General features: G+C 64.4%; 16 protein-coding genes. 7 read left to right on the top strand and 9 right to left on the bottom strand.

Going from position 1 to position 13787, the window contains the following annotated elements; translation table 11 throughout:
• Positions 1 to 142: 142 nt before the first annotated feature.
• Entirely contained in the window at positions 143 to 370 is a 228-nt protein-coding gene (locus tag G453_RS23805) for a DUF4160 domain-containing protein (protein ID WP_043645585.1), read from the top strand.
• Positions 367 to 816: a helix-turn-helix domain-containing protein gene (locus G453_RS23800; protein ID WP_051272373.1), complete on the top strand. Its 450-nt coding sequence runs from the start codon at positions 367 to 369 to the stop codon at positions 814 to 816. Before G453_RS23805 ends, G453_RS23800 begins: the two co-directional genes overlap by 4 nt.
• Before the next feature lie 105 nt (positions 817 to 921).
• Here the strand turns inward: G453_RS23800 and G453_RS0112400 are convergent, their stop codons facing one another.
• From G453_RS0112400 to G453_RS0112390, 3 genes are all read right to left on the bottom strand, one after another.
• Complete coding sequence (locus G453_RS0112400) at positions 922 to 3000, bottom strand: elongation factor G (protein WP_027191331.1); 2079 nt, start codon at positions 2998 to 3000, stop codon at positions 922 to 924.
• Between the two features lie 382 nt (positions 3001 to 3382).
• Positions 3383 to 3661 (bottom strand): SH3 domain-containing protein, encoded by a 279-nt coding sequence (locus G453_RS26350; RefSeq protein WP_051272372.1) that lies wholly within the window; start codon positions 3659 to 3661, stop codon positions 3383 to 3385.
• Positions 3662 to 3945: 284 nt separating this feature from the next.
• Entirely contained in the window at positions 3946 to 4869 is a 924-nt protein-coding gene (locus G453_RS0112390; RefSeq protein WP_027191330.1) for a C1 family peptidase, read from the bottom strand.
• Between the two features lie 307 nt (positions 4870 to 5176).
• Here G453_RS0112390 and G453_RS28430 point away from each other — a divergent pair, with 307 nt between their 5' ends.
• Genes G453_RS28430 through G453_RS0112375 form a run of 3 tightly spaced genes read left to right on the top strand, consistent with a single transcriptional unit; the run spans position 5177 to position 7103 of the window.
• Positions 5177 to 5665, top strand: a complete 489-nt coding sequence (locus G453_RS28430; protein WP_027191329.1) for a hypothetical protein — start codon at positions 5177 to 5179, stop codon at positions 5663 to 5665.
• A gap of 2 nt (positions 5666 to 5667) precedes the next feature.
• Entirely contained in the window at positions 5668 to 6105 is a 438-nt protein-coding gene (locus tag G453_RS28425) for a DUF3859 domain-containing protein (RefSeq protein WP_027191328.1), read from the top strand.
• A gap of 5 nt (positions 6106 to 6110) precedes the next feature.
• Positions 6111 to 7103: a D-2-hydroxyacid dehydrogenase gene (locus G453_RS0112375; RefSeq protein WP_027191327.1), complete on the top strand. Its 993-nt coding sequence runs from the start codon at positions 6111 to 6113 to the stop codon at positions 7101 to 7103.
• Between the two features lie 41 nt (positions 7104 to 7144).
• Here the strand turns inward: G453_RS0112375 and G453_RS0112370 are convergent, their stop codons facing one another.
• The 6 genes from G453_RS0112370 to G453_RS23785 form a co-directional block, all read right to left on the bottom strand.
• The gene (locus G453_RS0112370) at positions 7145 to 9433 is read right to left on the bottom strand and encodes a glycosyltransferase family 39 protein (protein WP_027191326.1); all 2289 of its coding nucleotides are present in this window, start codon (positions 9431 to 9433) and stop codon (positions 7145 to 7147) included.
• A 16-nt stretch (positions 9434 to 9449) separates the two neighbouring features.
• Entirely contained in the window at positions 9450 to 10055 is a 606-nt protein-coding gene (locus tag G453_RS0112365; protein ID WP_027191325.1) for a hypothetical protein, read from the bottom strand.
• 221 nt (positions 10056 to 10276) lie between these two features.
• Positions 10277 to 10510, bottom strand: coding sequence for a hypothetical protein (locus G453_RS0112360; protein WP_235731755.1), 234 nt, complete (start codon positions 10508 to 10510; stop codon positions 10277 to 10279).
• A 230-nt stretch (positions 10511 to 10740) separates the two neighbouring features.
• Positions 10741 to 11268: a rhodanese-like domain-containing protein gene (locus G453_RS0112355; RefSeq protein ID WP_027191323.1), complete on the bottom strand. Its 528-nt coding sequence runs from the start codon at positions 11266 to 11268 to the stop codon at positions 10741 to 10743.
• Between the two features lie 12 nt (positions 11269 to 11280).
• Positions 11281 to 11721: a MauE/DoxX family redox-associated membrane protein gene (locus G453_RS23790; RefSeq protein ID WP_043645582.1), complete on the bottom strand. Its 441-nt coding sequence runs from the start codon at positions 11719 to 11721 to the stop codon at positions 11281 to 11283.
• Positions 11722 to 11968: 247 nt separating this feature from the next.
• A complete protein-coding gene (locus G453_RS23785; protein WP_169725331.1) occupies positions 11969 to 12877 on the bottom strand; it encodes an SGNH/GDSL hydrolase family protein in 909 nt (302 codons plus the stop codon).
• Between the two features lie 311 nt (positions 12878 to 13188).
• On the opposite strand from G453_RS23785, the gene G453_RS0112340 reads away from it, so the two are divergent.
• Both G453_RS0112340 and G453_RS28420 read left to right on the top strand, forming a co-directional pair.
• Positions 13189 to 13596, top strand: a complete 408-nt coding sequence (locus tag G453_RS0112340; protein ID WP_027191322.1) for an SxtJ family membrane protein — start codon at positions 13189 to 13191, stop codon at positions 13594 to 13596.
• 11 nt (positions 13597 to 13607) lie between these two features.
• Complete coding sequence (locus G453_RS28420) at positions 13608 to 13757, top strand: DUF5989 family protein (RefSeq protein ID WP_169725330.1); 150 nt, start codon at positions 13608 to 13610, stop codon at positions 13755 to 13757.
• Positions 13758 to 13787 lie beyond the last annotated feature (30 nt).

The raw sequence follows: 13787 nt of genomic DNA, 5'->3' as shown, positions 1-13787 counted from the left end.
TGGGTGTTGAGCGGATGTAATCATCCGTACACGTTCAGTTTGGGCTGTCCTCTTGCGGGCTGAGTTGGCGCGAACTGTGGCCTGATGGTCGGAATACAGATTGGCTTGACAGTGTGCACACTGTTCACTATTTGGTGTGCCAATGGGAACGCTCAAGCGCTTCGGGAAGTTCAAGCTCTCTGTCTTCGGCGATGAGCACGGGCGGGTCCATTTTCACCTAGCCGGGCCTGATTTCAACTGCGCGCTCGATCTGGAGACCATGGAGATTCTGGCAGGGTCTGCGCCTGCCGGGGCGCTCAGGCAGGCGCGGCAGTGGGCCGAGGAGAACCGGGCTGTCATCGAGGATGCCTGGAAGGAGTGGAACCAATGAGCGACAAATACCCCAGAATTCACGACGTGAGCGTGGCGGGCGGGCTTGTGCTTCGCCTGGACTTCGGGAAGGACGGCCTGCGCGAGGTCGATCTTTCGGACTTCGCGCAGGGCAGGAAGGACGTGTTGCGGGACCCGCAGGTGTTCGGGACCGTCCAGGTGGGCGAATATGGCTCCAGCGTGGAGTGGCCGGGCATCGGCCTGGAAGTCGGCGGGGACGCGCTGTGGCGGATGGCGGAGCGCCAACGCGGCAACGCCATGCGACCGGAGGATTTCAAGGCTTGGCGCAAACGCCTGGGGCTGACCCAGTCCGCCACGGCCGATGAGTTGGGCATCACGCGCCGCGCCGTGATCTATTACGAACAGGGCGCGCGGCTTATCCCGAAAGTGGTCATGCTGGCCTGCAAGGCGCTTGAAATGGAACGGGAGAAGGTGCGGGCAGCGTGATTGATGCAATGTGGCGACGTTGTTTGACCAAACGAAAAACCCCGGATCGCTCCGGGGTTTTTCCGTCTTGATATTGTCTCCTGCGCGGGCCTTCGCCCGCCGCTTCTATTCCTCCCGCGCCTTCTTGTGCTCCGCGATGACCTTCTCGGCCACCGGGGGCGGCGCGTCCTCGTAGTGGTCGAAGCTCATGGTGAACGCTCCCTGGCCGCCGGTCATCGACCCCAGAGTCTTGGCGTATTCCTGCATCTCGCTCATGGGCACATGTGCCTGCACCTCGGTCACGCCGCCCTCGGCGTCCGAGCCCAGCACCTTGCCGCGCCTGCTGGACAGGTCGCCGATAACGTCGCCCATGAACTCGTCCGGGATGGACACGCTGACCATGGCGATGGGCTCCAGCAGCACCATCTTGAGCTTTTCGCAGGCGGCCTTGAAGGCCACGGAGCCTGCGATCTTGAAGGCCATTTCCGAGGAGTCCACGGTGTGGAAGGAGCCGTCGTAGAGTTCCACCTTGAAGTCCACCATGGGGTAGCCCGCCAGCACGCCGCGCACGGCGGATTCCTGCACGCCCTTGTCCACGGCGGGGATGTACTGGCGCGGAATCGCGCCGCCCACGATGGCGTCCACGAACTGATACCCCGAGCCGCGCGGCAGGCCTTCCATGCGAATCCAGCAGTCGCCGAACTGGCCGCGCCCGCCGGTCTGTTTCTTGTGGCGACCCTGCACCTCGGCCTTGCCCTTGACCGTCTCGCGGTAGGGGATGGTGGGGGCCTTTAGCACGGGGGTGACCTTGAAGCGGCGCTTGGCCTTTTCCACGGCGCACTCGATGTGCGACTGCCCCATGCCCGAGAGCAGCATGTCGCCGGTCTCCTCGTTGCGGGTCAGGCGCAGGCTGATGTCCTCGTCCAGGAGCTTGCCCATGGCCTGGAAGACCTTGTCCTCGTCGCCCTTTTCGGCCGGGGCCAGGGCGTAGGAGATCATGGGCTCGTGGAGCTTGGGTTTGAGCATGGTGAAGGGGTGCTTCTCGTCGCAGAGGGTGTCGCCGGTCTTGGTTTCCTTCAGCTTGGCCACGGCCACGATGGCTCCGGGTCCCAGGGGTTCCTTGCAGGGGGTGGTCTGGCTGCCGGTCATGAAGAGCATGGTGCTGAAGCGCTCCCTGGCGTCGGAGCGCGGGTTCAAAAGCGTCACATCCGGGGTGATGGTGCCTGAAAGCACCCGCATGATGGAGAGCTGGCCCGCGAACTGGTCGAACAGGGTCTTGAACACGAAGCAGGCCGGGTGGCCGTCCGGGGCTACCTTGAGCATGGAGCCGTCCTCGCCCTCGACCTCCTTGACGCCCACGGGCACGTCCAGGGGGGAGGGGAAGAACAGCTGGGCCGCGTCCAGGATGCGCTGGCCGCCCATGCATTTAAGCCCCGAGGCCACCATCACAGGGTACAGTTCGGCGCAGACCACGGCTTTGCGCGTGGCGGCCACCAGATCGTCCAGGGTGACGCTGGCCGGGTCTTCCAGGTAGCGCTCCATGAGGGTCTCGTCGCACACGGCAATCTCTTCCATCATGGACTCGCGCAGGCCCTCGACCTCGTCGGCCATGTCCGCCGGGATGGCCACTTCGCTCACCTTGCCGGAGGCGTCGAAGGAGTAGGCCTTGTTCTCCACGATGTTCACCACGCCCGTGAAGGAGTCGGCCTTGCCGATGGGGATGTTCTGGAGGAAGGGCTTCACGCCGAGCTGGTTCTTGATGCCGTTCAGGGCCGACTCGTAGTCGGCGCGGTCGCGGTCCATCTTGGTGATGAGGAAAATGGTGGGCAGGCGGAACTTGGAGACCTCCTGCCAGAGCTTCTTGGTGAGGGGCTTTACGCCGTCCACGGCGTCCACCACGAAGAGCACCGCGTCCACGCTGGCCAGGATGTAGGCCAAGTCTCCGTTGAAGGAGAGATCGCCGGGAGTGTCGATCAGGAAGTGGCGGTTCTTGTTCCACTGGAAGGTGGCGAAGCCGGGCTGCACGGAACCCCGGCGCTTGATCTCTTCGGGCTCGTAATCAAGGGCGGTGGTGCCGTCCTCGATCTTACCCAGCCTGGGGGTGGCCCCGGCCACATACAGAAGCATTTCGGCCACGGAGGTTTTGCCGCAACCGCCGTGGCCGATGAGAGCGTAGGTCCGCTGATTTTTGAGAACGTCAAGCATGCCAGTCTCCCGTGGTTGTCCTTTAAGGGTTGAGCCTCGGAGTCTTCGTCTGCCTTACGCCATCGCCCTGTGGGCGAACGAGTCCACTTACATGGCTCCCAATGTAACGGGAACGCCACGTTGGTGCAACCGTCCGTGCGCACCAACCACGGAAACAAACAAAGAAAATTTGATTTTGCGTGTCGCGGCGTCCCGAAAAGGGCAGCCTGGCAGGCAGAAGACCGCAGGAACGCTGGCACGATGCAGCAAGGAAGGACGCAGGCAGTTCTGATGGGAGAGGCTTGGCAGGAGTCGACGCAAGAAAGCCCGGACGGGATGATCGTCCGGGCTTATTCTTTGGCGGGCTTGGCGGCGAAGGCGCTTTGGAAATGCGCCGCCAATGTTATTTCGAGGTGTTTTCCAGGTTGACCCAGCCCTTCTGGCCGGTTCCGACAACCTCGACCTCGGCCCAGTTGTTCTTGTTGTCCCAGAGGATCTTGAGCGCCTGACCCTTGGGCAGCAGTCTGATTGTTCCAGCGGTCACGCCTTCGCAGGTGCGGAGGGGAAGATCGGTGAACCCGGCCATTACGGTGGAGCCGACCTGGGCGGCGGCGGGGAATGCCACGAGGAGCGACAGCGCTGCGCCAAGAACGGTTCCGGTAATCAAGCGTTTGCATTCCATGGAAGACTCCTTTGGTTGATAGGTTGCGACCGTGGGCTTTCCCCGGCGAGAACTGCGCGCCTGGACGAAGGGACAAGGCCGATTGGTCGTCCCGTGGTACAACCGGGAACAGAAACGGGGATCAGTTCTATTCTGTACGCAGGAAGGACGGGTTTATCAAGCGGCATTCTTCTTTTGCGCGCGAGGGGGATTCGCTGGTGATGAGCCCGCGCGGGGATGGCTCCAGCGCGGGCTGCGGATGCGAGAGCAGACTGGCCTGGGCCGGGCGCAGGCCCGGGCCGAACCTACGGCTTGAACGCGTCGGTGTTCACCCAGTCCAGGGACAGGATCGACCAGAAGTCCGAGGCGAGATAGTTCAGGACGTAATCATAGGGCAGCCAGCCGTACCCGTTGTCGCCCCATCCGGTTCCCCAGGAGTTGCGGATGAGCAGCGCCCCCACGGTCTTGGTGTTGCAAAGGGTATTGGTGATGGTCTTCTTGTCGTTGTAGCCCACGGCAGCGATGGCGTGACCCCACTTGGCCTTCTCGTTCGAGCAGGGATAAGGGATGGCTCCGGGGGCGTCCCCATAGGAGAACGAGTCGAAGCCGTAGAACCCGAACATGCTCGGGATCCCGGCAGCCAGATATGTCCTGACACTCAGGAGGACGGCGTCAGATTGCAGTTTGGCGTTGAACGGGTCGTGGCTGAAATAATTCAGTGCCTTGAAGTTGCTCCCCAAGGAATAGACGAAGGCGGGCGGCTCCAGGTCGAACTCCGGGGCCTTGTCGGTGTAGGGCCAGTAAGTCTCCTGGGGAACGCCGAACAGCCTCAACGCGGCCATAGTGGTGCGCAGGTAGGCTCCGGTGTCGCCCTTCCATCCCAGCAGGTTGCGGGTGTTCTTGTAGATGAACAGGCGCGAGCCATCCAGGTGCTTGCCGAAGGCGCGTTTCTCGAAATACTCCACGATCCCCACGGCGGCGTTGGCCGTGCAGGAACCGAGTCTCAATTGATCCTCCACCGGAGTGCTGCAGAAGGCCCGCAAATCCACCTCTCCCGGCAGCGCGGCGGCAGGAGCGCCTTGTGCAGGCATTTTCAGCACATTGGACGCTTCGACGATGTCTTTCTGGGTGGCGGTGTAGTCCCTCATGTCCGGGGGTGAGGGGTGCCATCCGGTGGCGTAGCAGACGCCAGTAGCCTGGTCGACGGCCTTGTTCAGGGGGGTTGGCATGGTTGATCCTCCTCTTCTGGTTGCAAGGTTTGGGGGGTGCGGCGCCATCTGCCGCAAATCTGATGTCGAAAACGCATACAAGATAACGACATTGCTTTTCTTCCTCCTGTATTTTTGGAGATACAAAGCGTCACTGCTTTGTACAATATGGTAATTGCGTCAATTATACATGAAGTGGTATAATCGGGGAGTCACGCAGCCGGAAATTGCGGGTTTTCCTCCATGGTGGTTTTGTGTAATCATTCGTCCAGGCTTACGGATATGTCGCCGACCGCGCCGCCTGGGCGCGCCCGAGGGGGAACGGACCATGCTCACCGATTACAGCCACAATCTGGAGCGCCTGGAAAAGGCCCTTGGCGAGCAATACCGGCAGTCGCCCTACATCCTGGGCACGCCGGGAACCTCCCTGGCCTGCAAGGTGGACCCCTTCACCTATCTGGCCGTCCAGCCCGGCTTCATCAAATACCTGAGCCGCTGGGCGGGCATGTTCCCCGACCGCGTGGAGCAAACCCTGGTCAAGACCGGCAACATGCTCTCCGACGCCTCCCACTCCGTGCACGCCGTCACCCTGCGCGTCTACGCAGACGGAGCGCCCGAGGCTCCCGTGGCCGTGACCGCGAGCTTCATCCTGGCATCCTTCATCGACCAGGCCGTGACCCTGTACGGCGGCGCGGACAGCCCGCTCCCCGTGTCGCGCCTGAAGATCCTGGCCGCCGACGAGGCCAGGGCGCAGACCCTTTTTGCTGGCAAGACGCCGCTTGCGGCCCTGGCCTTCGGCAACCCCAACCAGAGGTAGACATGCGTACGCTTTTCGTCCTTTTCCTGTCCGTCCTGCTCGCGTCCTGCTCCATGATCGGAATGGGAGACGCCCCCAGCCAACTGGAGATCGTGGAATACGGCATCTTCAAGAACGGCGTCCTGGTCAAACAGACCACGGGCGTACCCCGCGAGATGGGCTCCTCCTTCGGGTACCGCTTCAAGGTGAAGGACCCCAAGGCGGGAACCCTCAAGGCGAAGATCGTCACGGCCACGCCCGGGCTCATCGATCCGGCCCAGAACAAGGTCCAGCAGGAGTTCGTCACCGAGACGACCCTCCAGCCCGGACCCACCTACGAGGTCATCTTCACCTTCTCGCAACCCTGGGAGATGGTGCTGGGCAACTGGGAACTGCGCGTGGAAACGGACAAGGGCGAAGTGCTCTCCCAGAAGTTCGACGTCTACAAACCCGAAATGTGAGCCCTATGAACACGAAACCATCCATCGTTGTGCTGGACGGCGCGACCCTCAACCCCGGCGACAACCCCTGGGACGAGATGGCCGCGCTCGGCGATTTCACCCTCTACGAGCGCACGCCCGAGGAGCTCACCGTGGAGCGCGCCGCCAAGGCCGAAATCGTGGTCACCAACAAGACCCGCATCACCCGCGAAGTGCTGGACCGGCTGCCCGGATGCCGCTTCATCGCCGTGCTGGCCACGGGCTACGACGTGGTGGACGTGGCCGAGGCCGGACGCCGGGGCATCCCCGTGTCCAACGTGCCGGGCTACGGCAGCGAGTCCGTGGCCCAGTTCGTCATGGCCCAGCTTCTGGCCATGTGCCGCCGGGTGGAGCTGCACGACCGGCTGGTGCGCGAGGGAGAGTGGAGCAAACGCGGCGAGTTCACCTTCTGGGACACCCCGCAGGTGGAGCTGGCGGGCAAGACCATGGGCGTGGTGGGTTTCGGGGGCATCGGCAGGCGCGTGGCCGAGCTGGCCCTGGCCTTCGGCATGCGCGTGGTGGCCCACGCGCCAAGGCCCAAAGCGCCCATCGCTTCGCCGTTTTTCGCCTTCGTGGGGCTGGAGGAGCTGTTCCGGGAGTCCGAGGCCATAAGCCTGCACTGCCCCCTGACCAAGGGGAACGAGGGGTTTGTGGATCAGCGGCTTTTGAAGCTCATGAAGCCGGGCGGGTTCTTCATCAACACGGCGCGCGGCAAGCTGGTGAACGAGCCGGACTTGGCCGAGGCACTGAACAGCGGGCACCTGGCCGGAGCCGCCCTGGACGTTTTGTCCGTGGAGCCGCCGGAGGCGTCCAACCCGCTCATGAGCGCCAAGAACTGCCTGATCACCCCGCACATGGCCTGGGGATCGCTCACGGCGAGGAAGCGCCTTATGACCATCGCGGCGGACAACATCCGGGCTTTCCTGGACGATCAGGCCCAGAACGTGGTCAATGCGGATTTCCTGACCGAGACGGCCTAGCGACGCGTCCCGGAGTTTGAGGACGCCACAGCGAGAAGAGTTTACTGAACGCAGCGCAGCGTGAGCGAACGCAGCACCGCGTTGCTCGAATAGATGACCCCGGAGTTGTCGTCGTGCATGAGGACCTCGATTTCCACGAGGCCGGGCGGCAACTCGCGGGGCAGTTCGAATTCCAGGACCGACCCCTTGGGCAGCGCCGCGCCGCCCGCCGACACGCCGCTCTCGCGAAGCTCCAGCACCGCGCTCCATCCGTCGTCGCCCGCCGTCCTGACCGTGGCCCGCACGAAGCTCCCAGGCCCGGCCACTATGCCGTCCAGGGTCGCGGCCAGACGGCCGGACCACGCCTCGTCATGGCGCAGCAGGAAAACGGCCCGGCCCGGACGTTTCTTGTAGAGCGTCACCAGCCCTCCCGAATGCCCGCCCGCAAACGCGACGTCCCGGCCCTGGACCAGGGCGTCCCGCAAGGCCGGTCCCTCCAGGCGGATTTCGCCCGTGACGACTTCCCGCCCTACCGGTTGGCTTTTCAGGGCCATGAGGGCGATCTCGCCGAACGGCCCTGAGAGTGGGGCCGCGTTCTCAAGGCCCAGCTCCTGCGCGGCTTGCGCGTGCCAGAGGCGTCCGTCCAGGAAGGTGTTCACCACGGCCAGCCTCGGGCTGTCCGGGGTTATGGTCACGGACGGCCTGCCCTGGCGGTCCAGGTACCAGGATACGGCGCGCGTCAGGTTGGGAGATTCGCTCACCAGCAGGAAGGATGGCTCCTGGGCCAGCCGGGCCGCCACGGCGGGGTAGTTCTCGATGTTGGCCCTGGTGGTCGGGAACTGCGTGGCGGTGTACGCTGGATAGCCCAAAAGGCCCGCGCCAAGAACCAGCGGCGCGCCCAGTCGGACAGCTGCGGAGAGCCGGGCGGGAAAGACGTCCGCCGCTTTGCCCAGCAGACGCGCCAGCCCGTCGCACGCGCCGCACAGGGCCACGGCCATGAGCAGCAGCACCGCAGGCAGCGTGGCGATGAGGTAGCGCACCAGATTCATGGACGGGTTCTGCACGGCCATGGCCATTGCCATGGGAAACCCCGCCCATCCCAGAATCAGGGCGGCCTGCCGGGGGCGCGACACGCAGGCCAGGAACAACCCGGACAGCACGAGGAACAGACCCAGGCCAGCCATGCCGGGGTCCTGAATGGCCTGCGGGCCGGAGAACTCCGCCAGCATGCGCGCGAACTCCGGAAAGCCGTAGCTGCCGGGAATCCTCGATCCCGCGCCTCCGATGACCCTGAGGACCCCCGAGGGCAGCATCCACAAACTGAGCAGCAGGGCCGGGAGCGCGAACGCGGCGGCCAGGGCCAGCGTGGCCTTCAGCCGGGGCCGGGCCTGCCCGGTCCAGGGGCGCGAGGCCAGCAGGGTCAGAGCCAGCAGCGCAGCCAGCGCCACGGGCCAGAGGCTTTCGCCGTCGCGCAAGAGGGGCGGATCGAAATACGGGCACAGCCACGCCAGGGCGAAGGCCGCGATGCAGGCGGCGGACGCTCCTGCGATCATCCTGGCCCGCAGCGCCCAGGCAGCGCCCCAGAGCGGCAGCAATCCCCCCCCCGATGCGGCCAGGGTGGCCGCGCCCATGCCCAGCCACAGCCAGGAGGCCACGTAATGCGTGTACAGAAACAGCGTGCCGGTGGCGGCCAGCAGCGCCGCGTCCCTGGCCCGCCCGGTCTCCTGCGCCCGCAGCGCGCAGAGCGCGGCGGCCAAGGCCAGGGTCCCAAGCAGCGCGTAGCAGCGGATCTGCTGGGCGTAGAATATCGCCGGGGGAGAGATGCACAGCAGCAGCGCCGCCGTGAGGCCCGCGCGCGCTGAGAAGAGCCTGCGCCCCAGCAGTGCGGCGAGCGGAATGGACAGGGTGGAGAGGAGGGCCGTCATCAGGCGCAGCGCGCCTTCGGCGTCTCCGAACAGGGCGCGCCAGCCGTGCAGGAGGAGATAGAACAGCGGCGGGGTGAAGTCGCTGGCCGGAGCAGCAGGCGTGAACAGCGATCGCAGGATGACCGGCAGGTCCGCCTGGGACATCCAGACCGCCAGGAGCTCGTCCCACCAGTAGGGCAGGGCGTCGCGCCCGTAGAGGCGAAGGCACAGGCCCAGCGCGGTGATGGCAGCGAGCGTCAGCGCGAACGGCGCGAAAAGGCGTGGGGAAGGCGTCCGCACCGCAAGCTCCCGCGTCTCCAGGGTAGAGCGCAGCCCGCTCCAGATGGCGGCCAGCAGGCCCAGGCATGCGAGCCCCTGCCAAAGAGGCGCGAGGGTCCACAGGGCGCGCAGCGTCCCGGCAAGGCCGTGGATGGTTTCGGCTAGCATGGCGGGGCCGCCGTCATCACCAGAAGACCGCTCCCGGCGTCCAGACGCCCCAGGCCCAGCACTCCCCGAAAAGCGGGTCGAGGATCGCGGGGTCGGGTTTGACCATGGGACTCTTCAGCGGCGCAACGGTCCGCTCGTTCGGGTCGGTGACCGTCCAGCCGCCCGCGATCATGCTCCGGGAGTAGGTGGTGCGCACCGGGTCCACCAGACCGGGGCTGATGGCGTGCAGGTCGTTGCAGTTGCCGGGCTTGTGCCAGACGAGCTTGTAATCCTTGCCGTCGGACCTGTAGATCAGGGCGGATCCAGGGACGCCGCTCCAGGGCTTGGCGCGGCTCAGGGCGTCACGGAGGGCGGCGGGGCTTTGCCCGGCCATGTCCTCGGGGAAGAGGGCCAGCCACGCGCCCGCGCTGGGCGGGAACGCCCCGTCCTGGGCCTGGATGGCGGCAAGGGCCTTTGCTGCATTCTCCATGAGGAGGACGCTCCCGGACGGGAGGGACTGCGACCCGCCGCGAGACGCCGTGATGTGTGCTGAGAGCGTGAACAGGGCGAGCGCCGTCACCCATCCCCAGAAAAGGAGTCCGAGGAGCCTGGCCGGGCGGTTTGAAGTATCGTGCATGGGCATGGCGTGAATGCTCCGGCGCGCATCTGGCGAGTGTGCGCGCCCTGGAGCGGGTGCTGTCGTGCGAGCGGGAATTACCAGCAACGTTCACGGTTTGCAAACGCGCCGGGGACGCCCTCCCGCGCCGGTCTTACGCGGCGCGTCCTAGAGGAAGCGCCAAAACGAACGCGCCGGTTCGGGATCGACCCGGAACCGGCGCGTTGGCGTTCAGAAGCATCGTCAGGCTAGACCTTTCCCTTGACCATCATCCCCTTGGCCATCATGCCGCCTTCGAGGACCTTGGTCTGGAAATCGTAGTCTGCGTTCTTGCCGGACGATCCGTTCGGGTCGGAGTTCATGTAGTCCAGCGTCGTTTTCACCACGCCAGCCCCGAAGAGCTGCTTGGCGGTCTTGTTGTCCATGGTCATCGTGCCGGAACTGCCGGAAATCCCCGACATGCCGCTGTTGTCGATAGTCATGCCCACCTCCCCAGGAAGACGATATCATCCCGTGTCGCTGGTCTTATCGGTTCGTGGGGGGGCAAACTTTAGTGTTTTGTTGAAAATATTCCCCGCTGTGCGAAAAAAAGCCAAACCCGCGCGCGTGCCGACGACGCATCGGGTTTGGCTTTTTCCAGGGCATGCCAGCGAGCCTGTTACAGGCTGCAAGAGTCGCTGCCTCTGCGGTCTGTCAGGTGCTCAGCCGGGAGTTATTTCACTTCTTCGGCGGGGAACTTGGCGCCCTTCCAGGCATAGATGCCGCCGGGCAGGCGCACCACGTTGGTGTAGCCCAGCTTCTTGGCCCAGATGGCTCCGTTGTGGCTGCGGGTGCACTTGACGAAGCCGCAGTAGAACACGATCAGCTTGCCCTTGTCGGGTCCGAGCAGCTTCTCGAAATCAGCCTGGGACTTGCCGCCGGTCTTGGCCGGGTCCCACTGGGCCAGGGGCTCGATGGGGAACTCGAAGCTCAATGCGCCGGGGATGTGCTCCTTCTTGAAGCTGGCCTCGTAGGGCATGGTGTCCACGATCAGCATGGGCTTCTTCTCGTCCACCATCTTCTTGAGCTCGTCCACGGTGACCAGCGGGTAGCCTCCGGCCACGGCCTCGCGCGCCAGCTTCACGGACACGGCTTCCTTGTCCACTTCCTCCTCGAACATGTCCTTCGCGTAGGAACCGGCCACGTTCGCCGCCAGCAGGGCGGCAGCCATCACCAGTGCCAGGAAAAAACGAAACGCCATCAGAGAGCCTCCTCACGGTTCGAGTGTTTGTGGAACAAAGCGTCTGCGCCAGAAAAGAAAGGCCGCACAGCAAAGCATTGCCGCGTCGCGCCATAAAGCCTGACGGATGGAGCCGAAGGCCTCGCGCTCCGGGTCGGAGGGGCCGTAGCAGCCGCAGTCGATGTCCAGGCCCATGCGCAGGGCGTAGGCCAGGATGGCCACGAACAGGAGCAGCAGGGCCGTAACCATTTCCAGCCCCGGACGACGATTGAAGAGAAGCAGCAGCGCCGCCGCGACTTCCAGCACCGGCAGGCCGATGGAGAGCGGCCCGATGACCGCGTCGGGGACGATGCCGAAGGCCTTGATGGTCACGGCGAAGACTTCCGGACGGGTGAGCTTGATGGCCCCGGCTACCAGGAACGCCAGGGCGAGGGCCGTTCTGGCCAGAATAGTGATGGTCCTGGTCCTCTTCATCGCCTGCTCCGTCATGAATTTCCGGCACGTTACACCGGAGGGAGCGTTCCAGGCCAATCGCTTGTCAGGATGGAGGGGGGCGGATGTTATCGGGAATCGTGATGCAGGACTGCGGAAGTCTGAATGGGGCGGGTGCTTCGCGGACGGTCAGCGCCCTGTCGACGAGTGTCGGACAGGAGGCGGATGAATCCATGGCGAGGCCGGGACGAACCGGCCCGCATGGACGGGATGGAGCAGCTTGGCGCGGTCAGCGCGGCGAGAGAGACGCTTCCAGGGTGTGCATGCGCCCGGCCAGCATCTCGCCCACTTGGCGATGCACGGCCTCGTTGGGGTGCGCGTCCAGGGTGTTCACCACCAGTTCGCGGGCGGGGCGGCCCTGCATCGCTGGCGTCAGGTCGATCACGTCCGCTCCCATGGCGGCCAGGGCTCCGGCCACCTTGCCGGTGATGGGGGCGCTCTCGGCCGGAGCCTGGAGCATGGGGAACACCACGGCCACCAGGGTGATGCGGTTCTCCCGGCAATAGGCGGCGATGTCCTCCAGGGCCTTGGCGTGGATGCCCCAGACCGCCGGATCGGCATAGGCCCCCTTCAGCGTGTCCCAGAAGGTTCCGGCTCCGCCCGAGAGATTGCCGCCGCGCGCCAGACGCCAGTATGCGTAGTCGGCCAGGGCGGACACCCCGACGAGCTCCTTCATGAAGCCCGTGGGTAGATTCACGGAAAAGGTCAGGGGGTATTTCGCCTCGTTCGCGGCATGGAAGATGTCGTTCAGGTAGTAGCACAGCACGACCACGTCGGGCTTCACCGGGAAGGCGCGCATGGCCTTGGCCTCGTCCACGGTGTCCCATCCGGGCTGGGACACGTTGTACACCTTCCAGCCCGGCCCCAGCGCGCGGGCGGCCACGTTCGAGAAACGGTTCTCGGCCCGTTCGATGCCGTGTCCGGCTGCGAAGGAGTCGCCCAGGATCATGACGGTTCTCTGGCCCGGGGCGGGAGCTGCGGGTTCGGCGTCGCGGTAGCCCAGGGAATTGACCGGCTTCCAGTGGCGTTCGAACCATTGGCGGCCGGAACGCGTCAGGTTGAAGCCGTCGGATTGGTCGTGGATTGCTGCGAAATAGAGTTCAAGCAGGAGCACGCCCGCCAGCATGGAGTCGCACACGAGAAAAACTGAAGCAGCATTCTGGCAAAGTCTGGGAAAAGACCTCCTCGCTGCGGGAAGGAAGACCAAAATGTGCGCGACAATGTAAAAAATGCCGACAGTAAGCAGGATCCCCATACGGTATTCTCGCAAATAAAAGGCATGCTGGTCAAGTGCCGCCTCTGATAGATTCAAGCTGCTCCGGTTCAACTGAAGGATGAATCTGCTCTGCTGCCAGCCTCGGGCAGTTCGCCGGGATAATGCCTCGAAAAATTAGTATTGCCCAGGATTGGCCCGTCTGGCATTCTTCCGGCGTTTGAAATGAGGAATACATGACTCAGAAAGCACAAAAAGGCTCGTATTGGCTCTCGGCCAGCAAGGCCCAGGCCCGCGACACCGGCATGGCCCTGGTGCTCATCTGTCTGCTGATCGCCTGGTTCGGCCATCGGCGGGATTTCCTGGGTTACGGCCTGCTGCTGCTGGTGCTGGACATGACCTGGCCTTCGGCCTTCAAGCCCGCCGCCAAAGTCTGGTTCGGCTTCTCGCACATCCTGGGCACCGTGATGTCCAAGATTCTCCTGGCCGTGGTGTTCTATACGGTGCTGACCCCCATGGGGCTTCTGCGCCGCGCCATGGGCAAGGACTCCATGCAGACCAGGGGCTTCAAGAAGGACAGCGCAAGCGTGTTTCGCGTGCGCGACCATCAGTTTTCCAGCAAAGATATCGAAACTCCCTATTAGGTGGAAATACCATGAGCTTTCTCGGTGATCTGTGGGGCTTCCTGAGAGTCCGCAAGAAATTCTGGCTGCTGCCCATCATCCTGGTGCTGCTTCTTTTCGGCGTGCTGATCGTGCTGACCAGCGGATCGGCCATCGCCCCGTTCATTTACACGTTGTTCTAGGATCTCCCCCGCGGCTTTGTTCGCGGCAAG

It is taken from the genome of Fundidesulfovibrio putealis DSM 16056 (assembly GCF_000429325.1).
GTDB lineage: Bacteria > Desulfobacterota > Desulfovibrionia > Desulfovibrionales > Desulfovibrionaceae > Fundidesulfovibrio > Fundidesulfovibrio putealis.
Note: the sequence above shows the minus strand (reverse complement) of the source record. Positions and strands in the feature narration are given on the sequence as shown.